22 protein-coding genes are annotated in these 14,322 nt (G+C 67.0%); 9 read left to right on the forward strand and 13 right to left on the reverse strand.

What is annotated here, in order from left to right; genetic code table 11:
- Positions 1–15: 15 nt before the first annotated feature.
- The 11 genes from GRI40_RS11620 to GRI40_RS13740 are packed head-to-tail and all read right to left on the reverse strand — an operon-like array spanning position 16 to position 3,985.
- Positions 16–363 (reverse strand): YbaN family protein, encoded by a 348-nt coding sequence (locus GRI40_RS11620; RefSeq protein ID WP_160611740.1) that lies wholly within the window; start codon positions 361–363, stop codon positions 16–18.
- Positions 363–782 (reverse strand): SufE family protein, encoded by a 420-nt coding sequence (locus tag GRI40_RS11625; protein WP_160611741.1) that lies wholly within the window; start codon positions 780–782, stop codon positions 363–365. The genes GRI40_RS11620 and GRI40_RS11625 overlap by 1 nt, the downstream gene beginning before the upstream one ends.
- Before the next feature lie 32 nt (positions 783–814).
- Positions 815–991: a hypothetical protein gene (locus GRI40_RS13735; RefSeq protein WP_337190565.1), complete on the reverse strand. Its 177-nt coding sequence runs from the start codon at positions 989–991 to the stop codon at positions 815–817.
- Positions 988–1,230: a hypothetical protein gene (locus GRI40_RS11630; protein ID WP_160611742.1), complete on the reverse strand. Its 243-nt coding sequence runs from the start codon at positions 1,228–1,230 to the stop codon at positions 988–990. The genes GRI40_RS13735 and GRI40_RS11630 overlap by 4 nt, the downstream gene beginning before the upstream one ends.
- A 29-nt stretch (positions 1,231–1,259) precedes the next feature.
- On the reverse strand, positions 1,260–1,538 hold the full coding sequence (locus GRI40_RS11635) for a hypothetical protein (protein WP_202390335.1): 279 nt from the start codon (positions 1,536–1,538) through the stop codon (positions 1,260–1,262).
- Entirely contained in the window at positions 1,535–1,873 is a 339-nt protein-coding gene (locus GRI40_RS11640) for a hypothetical protein (RefSeq protein ID WP_160611743.1), read from the reverse strand. Before GRI40_RS11640 ends, GRI40_RS11635 begins: the two co-directional genes overlap by 4 nt.
- Complete coding sequence (locus GRI40_RS11645; RefSeq protein ID WP_160611744.1) at positions 1,873–2,181, reverse strand: hypothetical protein; 309 nt, start codon at positions 2,179–2,181, stop codon at positions 1,873–1,875. The genes GRI40_RS11640 and GRI40_RS11645 overlap by 1 nt, the downstream gene beginning before the upstream one ends.
- Positions 2,182–2,208: 27 nt before the next feature.
- Positions 2,209–2,586, reverse strand: a complete 378-nt coding sequence (gene pspC / locus GRI40_RS11650; protein WP_160611745.1) for an envelope stress response membrane protein PspC — start codon at positions 2,584–2,586, stop codon at positions 2,209–2,211.
- Positions 2,583–2,879, reverse strand: a complete 297-nt coding sequence (gene pspB, locus GRI40_RS11655; protein WP_160611746.1) for an envelope stress response membrane protein PspB — start codon at positions 2,877–2,879, stop codon at positions 2,583–2,585. Before pspB ends, pspC begins: the two co-directional genes overlap by 4 nt.
- A gap of 3 nt (positions 2,880–2,882) precedes the next feature.
- Entirely contained in the window at positions 2,883–3,812 is a 930-nt protein-coding gene (gene pspA, locus GRI40_RS11660; protein ID WP_237489163.1) for a phage shock protein PspA, read from the reverse strand.
- Entirely contained in the window at positions 3,809–3,985 is a 177-nt protein-coding gene (locus tag GRI40_RS13740; RefSeq protein WP_202390409.1) for a hypothetical protein, read from the reverse strand. The genes pspA and GRI40_RS13740 overlap by 4 nt, the downstream gene beginning before the upstream one ends.
- 116 nt (positions 3,986–4,101) lie before the next feature.
- Here GRI40_RS13740 and pspF point away from each other — a divergent pair, with 116 nt between their 5' ends.
- Positions 4,102–5,166 carry a phage shock protein operon transcriptional activator gene (gene pspF / locus GRI40_RS11665; RefSeq protein ID WP_160611747.1) on the forward strand — a complete coding sequence of 355 codons (1,065 nt, stop codon included), beginning with the start codon at positions 4,102–4,104 and terminating at the stop codon, positions 5,164–5,166.
- A gap of 10 nt (positions 5,167–5,176) precedes the next feature.
- Here pspF and rnk read toward each other — a convergent pair whose 3' ends face one another.
- Positions 5,177–5,578, reverse strand: a complete 402-nt coding sequence (gene rnk / locus GRI40_RS11670) for a nucleoside diphosphate kinase regulator (protein ID WP_160611748.1) — start codon at positions 5,576–5,578, stop codon at positions 5,177–5,179.
- Between the two features lie 345 nt (positions 5,579–5,923).
- Here rnk and rimP point away from each other — a divergent pair, with 345 nt between their 5' ends.
- The 6 genes from rimP to rbfA are packed head-to-tail and all read left to right on the forward strand — an operon-like array spanning position 5,924 to position 12,444.
- A complete protein-coding gene (gene rimP, locus GRI40_RS11675) occupies positions 5,924–6,490 on the forward strand; it encodes a ribosome maturation protein RimP (protein WP_160611749.1) in 567 nt (188 codons plus the stop codon).
- Positions 6,491–6,500: 10 nt separating this feature from the next.
- Complete coding sequence (gene nusA / locus GRI40_RS11680; RefSeq protein WP_160611750.1) at positions 6,501–8,177, forward strand: transcription termination factor NusA; 1,677 nt, start codon at positions 6,501–6,503, stop codon at positions 8,175–8,177.
- Positions 8,158–8,940 carry a DUF448 domain-containing protein gene (locus GRI40_RS11685; protein ID WP_160611751.1) on the forward strand — a complete coding sequence of 261 codons (783 nt, stop codon included), beginning with the start codon at positions 8,158–8,160 and terminating at the stop codon, positions 8,938–8,940. The genes nusA and GRI40_RS11685 overlap by 20 nt, the downstream gene beginning before the upstream one ends.
- 22 nt (positions 8,941–8,962) lie before the next feature.
- The gene (gene infB, locus GRI40_RS11690) at positions 8,963–11,512 is read left to right on the forward strand and encodes a translation initiation factor IF-2 (RefSeq protein WP_160611752.1); all 2,550 of its coding nucleotides are present in this window, start codon (positions 8,963–8,965) and stop codon (positions 11,510–11,512) included.
- 3 nt (positions 11,513–11,515) lie between these two features.
- Positions 11,516–12,052 (forward strand): DUF1697 domain-containing protein, encoded by a 537-nt coding sequence (locus GRI40_RS11695; RefSeq protein WP_160611753.1) that lies wholly within the window; start codon positions 11,516–11,518, stop codon positions 12,050–12,052.
- Positions 12,052–12,444, forward strand: coding sequence for a 30S ribosome-binding factor RbfA (gene rbfA, locus GRI40_RS11700; protein ID WP_160611754.1), 393 nt, complete (start codon positions 12,052–12,054; stop codon positions 12,442–12,444). Before GRI40_RS11695 ends, rbfA begins: the two co-directional genes overlap by 1 nt.
- Here the strand turns inward: rbfA and GRI40_RS11705 are convergent.
- A complete protein-coding gene (locus GRI40_RS11705) occupies positions 12,441–12,911 on the reverse strand; it encodes a DUF4126 domain-containing protein (RefSeq protein ID WP_160611755.1) in 471 nt (156 codons plus the stop codon). The genes rbfA and GRI40_RS11705 overlap by 4 nt on opposite strands.
- 116 nt (positions 12,912–13,027) lie before the next feature.
- On the opposite strand from GRI40_RS11705, the gene GRI40_RS11710 reads away from it, so the two are divergent.
- Together GRI40_RS11710 and GRI40_RS11715 are read left to right on the forward strand one after the other, a co-directional pair.
- Positions 13,028–13,609 (forward strand): thymidine kinase, encoded by a 582-nt coding sequence (locus tag GRI40_RS11710; protein WP_160611756.1) that lies wholly within the window; start codon positions 13,028–13,030, stop codon positions 13,607–13,609.
- Positions 13,606–14,289, forward strand: a complete 684-nt coding sequence (locus GRI40_RS11715; RefSeq protein ID WP_160611757.1) for a site-2 protease family protein — start codon at positions 13,606–13,608, stop codon at positions 14,287–14,289. Before GRI40_RS11710 ends, GRI40_RS11715 begins: the two co-directional genes overlap by 4 nt.
- Positions 14,290–14,322: the final 33 nt, after the last annotated feature.

Genomic DNA, 14,322 nt, shown 5'->3' on the forward strand with positions numbered 1-14,322 from the left:
GGGCGCGCGCGGCGGTTACTCGTTGCGCGTGGCGATCCAGCTTCCCGCGATCACCAGGATCGCGACCGATACCCAGTACCACGGGTGGCCGATCGTGTACCAGGTGAACACCGCCCCCGCGGTCATCGCGCCGATCGCCATCGTCTTGGCCCGCCGCGAAATGGCCCGCCGCTCCCGCCAGTCGCGCAGCTGCGGGCCCCAGTTCGGATGATCCAGTATTCGCCGCTCCCATTCGGGATTGCTGCGCGCGAAGCAGTAAGCGGCCAGAAGCAGGAACGGCACCGTCGGCATGATCGGCAACACCGCGCCGACCGCGCCCAGGCCCACCGACAGCAGGCCGCCTGCAAGATAAAGCGTGCGCATCAGGTCGCGACCGGGCGCCCTGCTATTCGCGCCGCGTGCGCCTGGACCAGTGCGATCATGTTGGGAACGCCCTGTGTGCGGTTGCTGGACAGCTGGTTGCGAAGGTCGAAGGGGGCAAGCGCGCCGGCAATGTCCATTTGCGCGACATCGGCCGCCGGCCGATCCTGCACCGCCGCGATGACGAGAGCGACGATGCCCTTGGTGATCGCCGCGTTGCTGTCCGCCAGGAAATGGAGGCGGTCCGCATCGCCCGTGGGATAGACCCAGACGCTGGCCGAGCACCCCCGCACCAGGGTCGCGTCGGTCTTCAGCGGATCGGGCATGGGTTCGAGGTCGCGGCCAAGCTCGATCAGCAGGCGATAGCGATCGTCGGGGTCGAGGAATTCGTATTCTTCGGCGATATCGGCAAGGGTGCGCATGGTGCGCCCCTAGCGGAGCCGCGGGGCGCGGCCTAGCCCGCCAGCCCGCCGGGCCGGGTGAAGGCGTAGTAGATGACGTAGAACCAGCCGAAGAACCCCTGGATCGCGGCCCAGAGGATCGACTTGTGCAGGCTCCAGCTGATCGCCACGGCGATCGCGCTGCCGAGGCCGATGCCGGCCTGCGCGGCGTTGCTGACCGCGCCGGTCACAGGTCCACTCCGCTGGCGATCGCCTCCAGCTTGCGGATGCGTTCCTTGAGATCGCTGATCTCGATGCGCGCGGCGCCCACCGCGCTGCCTGCATCGGCCCCGCGCGGGGTGGGCGCGGCGGTCCGTTCCAGCTCGTGCTCCTTCAGGGTCAGCCAGCCCTGCCAGCCGCGCAAGGTGGCGAAGGCGACGATCGCGATGGCGGCGAGCGAGGTGACGGCCAGGACGATATATTCGCTCATGTCGGTATCCTTCGGGCTCCGTAACGGCGTCAGCGGTCGCGGAGTGCTTCGATCTCGTCGGCGACGCGGCGGCTTTCCAGCGCGTGGCTGGCGTTGGCATCGGTGGCGATACGTTCGAGCACCTTCACGCGCTCGCGCAGCTCTTCCAGCTCGCGCCGGTCGGTTTCGCGCTGGTGGGCGAGCTTGTCGGCATCCTGATCTCTGGAGCGGCCGCTCTCGCCCCGGCCCAGCGCCTCGTACCGTTTCATGATCACGCTGGCGACCATGATGATCGCGACGATGACGACGATGGCGGTCCAGAAGCTCACTGCACTTTCTCCTTGCCGGCCCGAAGCTGTTCGATCTCGTTCGTCAGGCGGTATCCGCTGTCGGTGACGATCCGCTCGACCGTTTCCAGCCGGTCGCGCATCGCGCCCACTTCCGCCTTCAGCTGGGCGTTCTCCTGCGTCAGCAGCGCGACGCGGGCCTGGGCTTCCTTGTCAGTATGGGGCTTCAGCGATTGGCCCCACATGCCTTCCAGCGGATAGCCATGCTTGATCTTCATCCGCGTGGTGTGGACCGAGGCGAGGATGCCCGCTCCGCCGAGGACGAATGCGCCGGCAACGATGTAGCCCAGGTAGGGGATAAGCTCGCTGATCGGCATTATGCGCGCTCCTTCTTGAGGATTTCGATGGACACGCCGGTATCGGCATCGTCCACCCGGCGCTGGTCGCGCAGCGCCTCGATCTGGGCGGCGACATCGTATCCCTTGTCGGTGACGATCCGTTCCAGAACCCGCACCCGGTCTTCCAGTTCGGTCACCTGGTTGGCATATTGCGCGGCGCGTTCGCCCGTGTCGCTGGCGGCGGTCCGGACCTGCATCTCGGCCATCTTGCCCCGATGCTTGGTCCAGACGATAAACCCCACCATGATGAACGGCGCCAGCGGGATGAGAAGCGCAAGTTCCCCCATTTAGAATTCTCCTTGCGTGGTCCGCGCTCAGCGTAGCCGCTCGATTTCGGCGGACAGGCGCGGGTTGTTGGTGACGTAATAGGTTTCGACGTCGGCCAGGCGGCGGTCTATGTCACGGAATTTGCCGCGAATTTCCCGCGCCGTGCGCTTCGGGCTCTGCCGCACGCGCTGCCAGTACTTCTGCTCTTCCGGATCGGTATAGAGATGCGCCGGCTTCTTGTTCAGCAGCATGCCAGCGATGAAGTAAGCGGGAAGTAGAATAGGCGCGATTGTCACCAGCAGGAGCAGGAACCCAAGTCGAACCCACAGGACATTGACCCCGGTGTAGTCGGCTATGCCGGAGCAGACCCCCAACAGCTTGGCGTTCTGCTTGTCTCGATAGAGCGTTGTGCGCGGGCTGTTCACTTTGCGGTTCCCTTCTTCTCGGCGATCAGGCGATCGAGCTCGCGCAGCGGCGCGTTGTCAGCCTCGCGATCGTGCATCAGGCGGGCGGGGCGGAACCCCGGATCGTCCGTCGCCACCAGGCGCTCGACCGTGTCCATCCGCTCATCCAGCCGTTTGGCGAGATGGTAGAGTTCGTCGAGCAGCGACTCGTCATCGCTCGTGATGGTGGAGGCGGTCTTCCACTTGGTGATGTAGTGCAGGATCACCCACGGCAGGCCGACGCAGATGATCAGCGCGATGATGATTTCTTCCATGGGTCAGCTGTCCTTCCTGTCCTCGCCGCCCTCGTCGGTCAGGCCGAGCGCGCGCTTCATTTCCTCGAGTTCGGCATCGATCTTGTCGGCCCCGGCAAGCGCGGCGATCTCGTCCGACAGGCTCGGCTTGCCGGTTCCGTCGGCGATGCTCAGCGCGTCCGCGCGCCCTTCGGCGTAATCGACCCGGCGTTCGAGATGGTCGAAGCGGGTCAATGCCTCGTCCACCCGCTCGTTCGTCATCAGGCTGCGCAGCTTGACGCGGTTCTCCGCGCTTTCCAGCCGCGCGGCGATCGCCGTCTGCCGGCTCCGGGCCTCGCGCAGGCGCACCTGCAGCTTCTCGATGTCCTGCTCGTAGGCGCGCAAGGCATCGTCGAGCACGGCGATTTCCGCCTTGAGCTGATCGGCCATGTCGCCCGCCTTCTTCTTTTCGACCAGCGCCGCGCGGGCAAGGTCCTCGCGGTCCTTGGAAAGCGCCAGCTGCGCCTTGTCGCTCCAGTCCGCCTGGAGACGCTCCAGCTTGACCGTATGGCGGTGCATTTCCTTCTGGTCCGCGATCGTGCGCGCGGCGCTGGCGCGCACCTCGACCAGGGTCTCCTCCATTTCGAGGATGATCATGCGGATCATCTTTGCGGGGTCGTCCGCCTTGTCGAGCATGTCGGTGAAGTTGGCCGCGACAATATCCCGGGTGCGGCTGAAAATGCCCATGAATGCGACTCCATAGTTGGCCGCGTCCCGCTGCAGGGACGACGACTGGGTGGGCGTGGGGCTGCGGCGCAGGCGTTCAACTTCCGCCTCGATCCGGCTGCTGGCGCCCTTGATACCGAAGGGGCGGGCCGGAGCATCGTCCGCGCGGGAGGACTGGGTGCCGCGCGAACGGGGGGGGTCTTGCTCCGGCCCTAACGGGTCGAGGTGGTCGTCGGTGAGCTTGTTCATGCCAGCGCCACGCTGCCGACCAGCGGACTGGCGGCGTAGGCCGGGGTCGCATGGATCTGGCTGCTCATCGTCACGAACAGCGCCATCGCGGCGACGCTGGCGGCGGCGGCCTGGCCCAGTCGGCTCTGCAGGAAGCGGCGGTCGAACATCTGGCGAAAACTCCCGTTGATCATGGTCCCCTCTCAGCAAGGGCTGTGCCAATTCGCATTTACGGATGACACAGGAATTTCGACCAACGACATGGTGGCGCCCATTGCCGACACTTGGGAAAATCCGCTATTAATCGGGCATGGAGAGGGAAAGCCAGTTCATCGGCCAGTCGAGCGCCTTCCTGGACGCGGTCGAACGCGCCAGTCAGGCCGCGCCCATGCAGCGCCCGGTGCTGGTGATCGGCGAGCGCGGAACCGGCAAGGAACTGATCGCCGAACGCCTCCATCGCCTGTCGACCCGATGGGATGAACCGCTGGTCACGATGAATTGCGCAGCGCTGCCCGAAACCCTGATCGAGGCCGAGCTGTTCGGGCATGAAGCAGGGGCCTTCACCGGCGCGACGCGGGCGCGCGCGGGACGGTTCGAAGAAGCCGACAAGGGCACGCTGTTCCTCGACGAGCTCGCGACCCTGAGCATGCAGGCACAGGAGCGCCTGCTGCGCGCGGTGGAATATGGCGAGGTCACGCGCATCGGCTCCAACCGCCCGATGCGCGTGGACGTGCGCATCGTCGCGGCGACCAACGAGCATCTCCCCGCGCTCGCCGAGCAAGGGCGGTTTCGCGCCGACCTGCTCGACCGGCTGAGCTTCGAGGTCATCACCTTGCCTCCCTTGCGGGTGCGCGAAGGGGACATCGGCGTGCTGGCGGAATTCTTCGGCCGGCGCATGGCGAGCGAGCTGCGCTGGGAGGAATGGCCCGGGTTCGCCGATCATGTCCGGACCGAGCTGGAGGGACATCCCTGGCCCGGTAACGTGCGCGAGCTGCGCAACGTGGTCGAGCGCGCCGTCTATCGCTGGGGCGATTGGGGCCGGCCGGTGGGGCACGTCCAGTTCGATCCCTTTGACAGCCCGTGGATGCCGCGGCCGGCGCCTGCGCGGCGGTCCGGAGAACACGCGCCCGTGCCCGCCACCGCATCGACGCAGCGTTCGCCCGATTTCGGTGGGGTCGAGGATCTCCGCGCGGCGGTGGACGCGCACGAACGGTCGATCGTGGAGCACGCGCTGGGGCGGCACCGCTGGAACCAGCGCCAGACGGCCAAGGCACTCGGCCTCACGTACGATCAGCTGCGCCACTGCATTCGCAAGCACGGGCTGGTGGAGCGGGGCGGCGACGATGCCGCGTCCGCCCCGGTCCCGGCGACCTAGGGTCAGCGCGTCAGGGGCGCTCGACAGCCTCGATCCGCAGGAGCCGCTCCTCGCCGTTGCGAGTGGGCCAGCTGATCGTTTGCCCGACCCGCAGCCCCAGCAGGCCCGCGCCCACCGGGGTGAGGATCGAGACCCGGCCCTGTTCGATATCGGCCTCTGCCGGATAGACCAGGGTCACCGTGCGGGCGGCGTCACCGTCCTCGACCGCGAAGGTGACGGAGCTGCCCATGCCGACCACGTCGGCCGGCATCGCGTCGCGTTCGACCAGGTCAGCCCGGTCGATCTCTTCCAGAAGCATCCTGCTTACAGCCGGGTTGCGCGTGCTGGCGGCGACGGCCAGTTCGGAAAGCGCGTCCGCTTCCTCCGCGGCGATCATGATGGGTGGGCGCTCACGGGCGGGATTGTCGGTCATTCGTCGGATCCTGATGGGGAGAAAATTGCCCGGCGGCAGCGCCGGACTGGAAAGAGCAGGCGGCAGGGGCCCCGGTCGGGGCGCGTGAACCCGGCCGGGGCTAAATCCCTGCGAGAAGTTGATCCCCATGATGTCGAACGCGGCCGAATGTCATCGCGCGATGCTGTCATGCGCCATGGCGTCTGTCAAACACGCAAGCTGCGCGATTGGGATTGCAAATTGCGGGACTCGCGCCTATCTGCCCGGTCAATCCCGACATCGCGAGACTGAAGGGGCTGGCGCCGCAAGGGGCCGGCACGGAACTCTTGTGAGGCGGCACTTGCGGACTGCAATTGAAGGAACCCCGTGGCCGATATCGCGCGCCTCGTCGAATTGATCGCACCCGAAGCGGCCGCTCTCGGCCTCGATCTCGTACGCGTGAAAATGATGGCGTCCGAAGCGGGCGAGGGCGGGCAGGCGCTCCAGGTGATGGCCGAAGACCCGGCGACGGGGCAGCTCATCATCGACCAGTGCGCCAGCCTCAGCCGCCGCATCAGCGATGCGATCGATATGCGGGAAGAAGCGGGCGAGACCCTGATCGAAGGCGCCTATCACCTCGAAGTGTCGAGCCCCGGGATCGACCGCCCGCTCACCCGCCCGAAGGATTATGCCAACTGGGCCGGGCATGAAGTCCGCATCGTGCTCGACAAATCGGCAGACGGACAGCGGGTGTTCAAGGGCGATCTCCAGGGGATCGAAGGCGATCAGGTGACCGTGATCGACCGCAAGGCTGGCGCCGTCACCGTGCCGCTCGACCTGATCCATTCGGCCAAGCTCGTCCTCACAGATGCGCTGATCGCCGCCACCCGGCCCATCGACACGACCGGTGCCGACGAAGAAATTATCGAACCACTCGAAACTGAGGAAGAGTGAGACCCCACTGATGGCCACTTCGATTTCCGCCAATAAGGCCGAACTGCTCGCGATCGCCAACTCGGTCGCTTCGGAAAAGATGATCGACAAGGCGATCGTCATCGAAGCGATGGAAGAAGCGATCCAGAAGGCCGCCCGTGCGCGCTACGGCAACGAGAACGATATCCGCGCCAAGCTCGATCCGATGACCGGCGACCTGCGCCTGTGGCGGGTGGTCGAGGTGGTCGAGGAAGTGGACGATTACTTCAAGCAGGTGAACCTGGAACAGGCCGCCAAGCTCCAGAACGACGCCAAGGTCGGCGATTACATCGTCGATCCCCTGCCGCCCGTCGATCTCGGCCGCATTGACGCGCAGAGCGCCAAGCAGGTGATCTTCCAGAAGGTCCGCGATGCGGAGCGTGAGCGTCAGTTCGAGGAATTCCAGGACCGCGCCGGCGAAATCATCACCGGGGTGATAAAGTCGGTGGAATTCGGCCACGTGATCGTCAATCTCGGCCGCGCCGAAGGCGTCATCCGCCGCGACCAGCAGATTCCGCGCGAAGCGGCCCGCCCGGGCGAGCGCATCCGCGCGCTGATCACCAAGGTGGAGCGCAACAACCGCGGCCCGCAGATCTTCCTCAGCCGCGCGCATCCCGAATTCATGAAGATGCTGTTCGCGCAGGAAGTGCCCGAGATTTACGACGGCATCATCACGATCCAGGCGGCCGCGCGCGATCCGGGCAGCCGCGCCAAGATCGGCGTGATCAGCCGCGATTCCTCCATCGATCCCGTCGGCGCATGCGTCGGCATGAAGGGCAGCCGCGTGCAGGCGGTGGTGCAGGAGCTGCAGGGCGAAAAGATCGACATCATCCCCTGGAGCGAAGATACCGCGACGTTCGTGGTCAACGCGCTCCAGCCCGCCACCGTCAGCCGCGTGGTGCTGGACGAGGATGACGGCCGCATCGAAGTGGTGGTTCCCGATGACCAGCTCAGCCTGGCGATCGGCCGCCGCGGCCAGAACGTGCGCCTGGCGAGCCAGCTCACCGGACACCAGATCGATATCATGACCGAGGAAGAGGCGAGCGAGAAGCGCAGCAAGGAATTCGCCGAACGTTCCAAGATGTTCGAGGAGGAGCTCGACGTGGACGAGACGCTGTCGCAGCTGCTCGTCGCCGAAGGGTTCGCCGAATTGAACGAAGTCGCCTACGTTTCCATCGAGGAACTGGCCGGCATCGAAGGCTTCGACGAGGAACTGGCGCAGGAATTGCAGAGCCGTGCGCTCGAGGCGCTCGACCGCCAGGAGGCGGCTCACCGCGAGGAACGCCGCGGCCTGGGCGTGGAAGACGATCTGGCCGAGCTGCCGCACCTCACCGAAGGCATGCTGGTGACGCTGGGCAAGGCGGGGATAAAGACGCTCGACGACCTGGCCGATCTGGCGACGGATGAACTCATCGCCAAGAAGCGTGAGGCGCCGCGCCGCCGTCAGCCGGCGCCGACCGATGGCCCGCGCCTGCGCAGCGATCGGCCCGCCAAGCCCGAAGACAAGGGCGGCGTCCTGGGGGAATACGGCCTGAGCGAAGAGCAGGGCAACGAGATCATCATGGCCGCCCGCGCGCACTGGTTCGAGGATGAACCGGCTGCCGAGGACGCGGCGGCCGCGCCGGATGCTCCCACCGAGGAGGCCGCAAATGCGGACTCCGAACAATGAGCGCCTGAAGCCCGACATCGCCGAGGCCCATGGCCAGGGCACCCGGGACGGCGCCGCCTTCCCGGGCGATGCCCCGCGCCCGCCCCGCGCGGGGCGCAAGGCTGAACCGGAACGTCGATGCATCCTGTCCGGGGAGCACGGCGCGCGCGATGCGCTGGTGCGCCTGGCGATCGGCCCGGATGGCAGCGTGCTGCCCGACGTCCACGCCAAGGCACCCGGCCGGGGGGCCTGGCTCGCGGTCGATCGCGCCGCGCTGGAAGCCGCAATGGCCAAGGGCAGGTTAAAAGGTGCTCTCGCCCGCGCGCTCAAGGGCGCGGCGCTGTCGGTGCCGGACGACCTGCCGCAGCGGATCGAAGAAGCGCTGACTCGCGCGCTTCTCGATCGCCTGGGTCTCGAATTGCGGGCCGGTCATCTTATATTGGGCAGCGACCGGATTGCCGAACAGGCGCGCGGCGGAGCGGTGGAATTGCTGCTGCATGCCGCCGACGCCAGCCCCGACGGCAGCCGCAAGCTGGACCAGGCTTGGCGCGTGGGCAGCGAGGCGGAAGGCACGGGCAAGGCCGGCGTGGCCTTGCCACTGGACCGGGCGGCGCTGTCTGTGGCAATGGGCCGCGACAATGTCGTCCACATGGCGCTGGCCGATCCTGCCGCGGCTGCCCGGGTATCCAACATCCTGGCCCGCCTGATGCACTACCTCGGGGCCGAAAAGGCCGCGCCCGACAGCGGGGAGCCGGATCGCCGGCCCTCCGCGACGACCGATTGATCGAAGGACGAAGACGAATTCTATGAGCGACAGCAACGACACTCCGCGCGAACGCAAGCCGCTTGGCCTCAAGCGGTCGGTCGACGGTGGCGAGGTCAAACAGACCTTCAGCCACGGCCGCACCAACAAGGTGGTGGTCGAGGTCAAGCGTCGCCGGGTGATCGGCAAGCCGGGCGACGCCGCGCCGGTCCCGCCGCCCGCCGAACCGGTGGCAGCCCCCGTGGCTGCCCCGCCGCCGCCGCCTCCGCCCCCGGCTGCGCCGGCCCCTGCGCAGCGCAGGGGTGCCCCTTCGGGCGAGACGCCGCAGGAGCGTGTCGCCCGCCTTCAGCGTGAGGCCGAGGAGGACCGGCTGCGCCTGGCCGAGGAAGCGCGCAAGCGCGAGGAAGAGGAACGCATCGCCGCATTGGAAGGCGAGAAGCGCCGTGCGGAGGCGAACCGCGAGGCGGAGGCGCAAGCTGCTCGCAGCGAAGCCCAGGCCGCGCCGATTGCTGAGCCTGCCGCGGCTGAGCCTGCGGCTGTCTCCGCCAGCAGCGAAGAGCCTGCGACGGCCGAAGCGCCGCAGGCGCCTGCCGCGCGCCGCTTCACCCCGGTTGCGCGTCCGGAACCGAAAAAGCCGGAGCCCAAGAAAAAGGAAGAGAAACGTGCCGGTATGACGGCCGAACGCGGCGGTGCTGCCGGCGATCGCCGTTCGGGCAAGCTGACAGTCACCCGTGCGCTCAACGAGGACGAAGGCCGCCGCGCGCGCAGCCTCGCCGCGCTGAAGCGTGCCCGTGAAAAAGAACGCCGAACGCACGGCGGTCCGTCGACGCCCCGCGAAAAGCAGGTGCGCGACGTGGTCGTGCCCGATGCGATCACCGTGCAGGAACTCGCCAACCGCATGGCCGAAAAGGGCGCCGACCTGGTGAAGGCGCTGTTCAACATGGGCATGATGGTCACCGTCAACCAGACGATCGACCAGGATACCGCGGAACTGCTGGTCGAGGAATTCGGCCACAACATCCAGCGGGTCAGCGACAGCGATGTCGATATCGTGCGGACGGAGGACACCGATCCGGAAGAGACGCGCAAGCCGCGCCCGCCGGTGGTGACCATCATGGGGCACGTCGATCACGGTAAGACCAGCCTGCTCGACGCGCTGCGCGGCACCGATGTCGTGAAGGGCGAAGCCGGTGGCATCACCCAGCACATCGGCGCCTACCAGATCACCACCAAGAGCAAGGACAAGATCACCTTCCTCGATACTCCGGGCCACGCCGCATTCTCGGAAATGCGCGCGCGCGGCGCGAACGTGACGGACATCGTAATCCTGGTGGTCGCGGGTGATGACGGGATCATGCCGCAGACGGTGGAGGCGATCAGCCACACGAAGGCAGCCGGCGTGCCGATGATTGTAGCGATCACCAAGGCCGACCGTGACGAGTACAACGCCCAGAAGATCCGCGAACGTCTGCTCGAACACGAAGTCATCGTCGAAGCGCTGAGCGGCGACGTGCAGGACGTGGAAGTATCGGCCAAGACCGGCGCCGGGATGGACGAGCTTCTCGAGAAGATCCTGCTTCAGGCCGAACTGCTCGAACTCAGGGCCAACCCTGACCGTGCGGCTGAGGCCATCGTGGTCGAGGCGCAGCTCGACAAGGGCCGCGGCCCCGTGGCCACCGTTCTGGTGACCCGCGGTACGCTGAAGCGCGGCGACACGTTTGTCGTCGGCACCGAGAGCGGCCGCGTGCGCGCGCTGGTCGATGACAAGGGCAAGCAGGTCAAGGAAGCGGGCCCCTCGGTCCCGGTCGAGATCCTCGGTCTCGGCGGCGTGCCCGATGCCGGCGAGCAGCTGACGGTGGTGGAGAACGAACAGCGCGCCCGCGAGGTTGCCGCATTCCGCCAGGCCAAGGCGACAGAGAAGCGCACCGCGCTCGCGCCGACCAATTTCGACACCATGTTCAACAACCTGAAGAGCGACGTGGTCGAATGGCCGGTGGTGGTGAAGGCTGACGTGAAGGGCTCCGTCGAAGCCATCGTCAACGCGCTGCACAACATCTCGAACGAAGACATCAAGGTGCGCGTGCTGCACGCCGGGGTGGGCGCGATCACGGAAAGCGACGTGACGCTGGCGGCCGCATCGAAGGCGCCGATCATCGGGTTCAACGTTCGCCCCAACCCCAAGGCACGCGACCTGGTGTCGCGCGACAAGGTGCGGATGATGTATCACGACGTGATCTATCACCTGACCGAGGAAGTCTCCAAGGAGATGGCCGGCGTGCTCGGCCCGATCAAGATCGAGAACGTCCTCGGCCGCGCCGAAGTCAAGCAGGTCTTCCCGGCGGGCAAGAAGGACAAGGCCGCCGGCCTGCTCGTCATCGAAGGCGCGATCCGCAAGGGCCTGTTCGCCCGGCTCACCCGCGAGGATGTCATCGTTTCGGCGACGACGATCCAGTCGCTCCGCCGTTTCAAGGACGACGTCGATGAAGTCCGCGCCGGGCTGGAGTGCGGCGTGGTGCTGGCCGACACCAACGACATCAAGGCGGGCGACCAGCTCGAGGTGTTCGAGGTCGAGGAGCGCGAGCGCGTCCTCTAACCGATGGCGCGCTACGTCGCCCTGCTCGGCTCGATCAACGTCGGCGGCAACCAGCTGAAGATGGACGCGCTGCGGGCGGCCTTGGAAGACCACGGATTCGCCAATGTCGCCACGATCGTTGCGAGCGGCAATGTGCTGTTTGACCATCCGCGCGCGGCGGATGCCAAGCTGGAGGGCGAGATCGCGGGGGTGGTGAAGGATCGTTTCGGCATCGCGACTTTCGCGGCGGTGCGCACGAAGGCCGAGCTGGAGTCCGCGCTTGAGGAAAGCCCCTTCGCGCACAAGGGCGAGGACAAGTTCGTCCACGTCCATTTCCTCGCCGGCCAGCCGACAAAGGCGCAGTTCGAGCAACTCCTCACCGACCACGAAGGCCGCGGCCCCGAGAAGCTTGCACCCGGCACCCGCGCGCTGCACATTGATTTCGTGGACGGCGTCGGCGCCAGCAAGCTCACCAGCGTGTTCATTGAAAAGCGGCTGGGATGCAAAGGCACCGCGCGCAACGTGCGGTCGATCAAACGGATTATCGAGAAGCTAGGCTAATGGCGCAGCGCGCATCCACCCCTGAACAGCAGTCGGTCCGCGTGCTCAAGGTGGGCGAGCGGGTGCGGCATATCCTGTCCGAATTGCTGGCGCGCGGGGAGGCGCACGACGAAGTGCTGACCGCACACTCGGTCAGCGTGACGGAGGTGCGCATGACCCCCGACCTGCGCAACGCCAGCGCTTACGTGAAGCCGCTGCTGGGCGAGGACGAGGCCGCGGTGCTGAAGGCGCTGCGCACCAACACCGCGTTCTTCCAGCGCGAGGTCGCCAAGCGCCTCGGCCTCAAGTTTGCGCCGCGGCTGCAGTTCAAGCCCGACGAGAGCTTCGACGAGGCCGACCGCATCGAGCGGCTGCTGCGCGACCCCAAGGTCTTGCGCGACCTCGACGACTAGGCGTTCGTCACCTCCCTGGAACCGCCCGAGAGCGCGACCGCAAGCCCGGCTCCCAGGACCGCGGCGTCCTCCACGAAACCGGTCTTCGTCTGGCCGTAGGTGCGCATGGCGGCGCAGCGCATCCGCAAGCCGATGTAGGACGAGACCAGCGCCGTCCCCACCGCGACCGCCGCGCCTCCCATCCGATGCCCGCGCGGGGCCATCGCCGCGCCGGTATAGGCCGCCGTGATGCTGCGAACGATGAGGCCGGCGGGCACGATGCGATCGGGCGCTGACTTCATCTTGTCCCCGGCCATTTCGGCGGCGGCCAGCGCGACGGTGCCGACGGCCACGGCCGGATGCGCGATGAGCCGGCCGAGCGGCGGGTGGGCGGGCAGGGTCCCGCGACGGGCCCCGGCGGCAGTGACGGCCAGCGGCGTCAGCCCGCGCTGCCCGGCGACCAGGCCGATGAGAAACGAGCGAAGCACGGCACCCCCTTTTGGCGAGTGAACGTGCCCCCTCAACGGCTTCAGCGCCGGTTTTATCCGCAGGATCGCGCCACCGCGCGGTTGGACAACGCGCATCGCCTCGGCCAGATCGCGCCATGGCCAGGCTCTATTTCTACTACGCCAGCATGAACGCGGGGAAGAGCTCCACGCTGCTGCAAGCGGACTTCAACTATCGCGAGCGCGGGATGCGCACGATGCTGTGGACCGCCGCGCTCGACAGCCGCAGCGAAGGCATGGTGCGCAGCCGCATCGGCCTGGAAGCCGACGCGCGTCTCTACACGGCGGAAACCGACTTGTGGGAGGAAGTCGCCAGGGCGCGCCCCATCGATTGCATCCTGATCGACGAGGCCCAGTTCCTGACTCCCGCACAGGTCTGGCAATGCGCCCGGCTTGCTGACGAGGCAGGCGTGCCGGTCGTCTGCTATGGTCTCCGTACCGATTTCAGGGGCGACCTGTTTCCCGGTTCGGCCGCGCTGCTGGGGATTGCCGACAAGCTGGTCGAACTGAAGGGGGTGTGCCACTGCGGCCGCAAGGCGACGATGAACTTGCGTGTCGATGCGGCAGGCAAGGCAGTGTCCCAGGGCGAGCAGACCGAAGTCGGCGGCAACGAACGTTATGTCGCGCTTTGTCGTCGGCACTTCAGCGAGGCGCTGGGACGCACTACATCCCCGGCATGAGCGAAACCCTCCAGCTTGCGCTGCTTCTGATCCCCTGCCTGATCGTGTCGATCGTCTTCCATGAGGTCGCTCATGGCTGGGCGGCGCTGGTGCTGGGCGACCCGACCGCGCGGGAACAGCGGCGGCTGAGCCTCAACCCCGTTCGCCACGTCGATCCGGTCGGGACCTTGCTGGTGCCGGGCGCGCTGGCGCTGTTCGGTGGGCCGATATTCGGTTGGGCGAAACCCGTCCCGGTGAACTTCGCAAGGTTGCGCAAGCCGCGGCTCGGCATGATGCTGGTCGCGGCGGCGGGCCCGGGCACGAACCTGCTGCTGGCGGCGCTGGCCGCCATCGCGCTCGGCCTCTATGCCGGGACCCTGATCGCGCCGCCGGCCGGAGTGAGCGCCTGGGTGTTCGGCGGCATGCAGCTGTTCATCGTGATCAATGTGTTCCTAGCCCTGTTCAACCTGTTGCCGATACCTCCGTTCGACGGGTCCCATATCGTGGAAGGCATCCTGCCGCGCCGCCTGGCGGCACACTATGCCAGGCTGCGCAACCTCGCGATGCTGCTGTTCGTGGCGCTGATCGCGGCGACCTGGGCGTTTCCCGACGCTCGCATCATCGAAACGATCGTCGGCCCTCCGGTCGAATGGGTGCAGGGCCACTTCTTCGCGCTTGCCGCGTGGGTCGCCGGGGCGTGAATCCTGGTCCGGATCCTGTCACCGGCTGGCTGA

This window comes from Tsuneonella aeria (assembly GCF_009827495.1).
GTDB classification, from domain to species: Bacteria; Pseudomonadota; Alphaproteobacteria; order Sphingomonadales; family Sphingomonadaceae; genus Tsuneonella; species Tsuneonella aeria.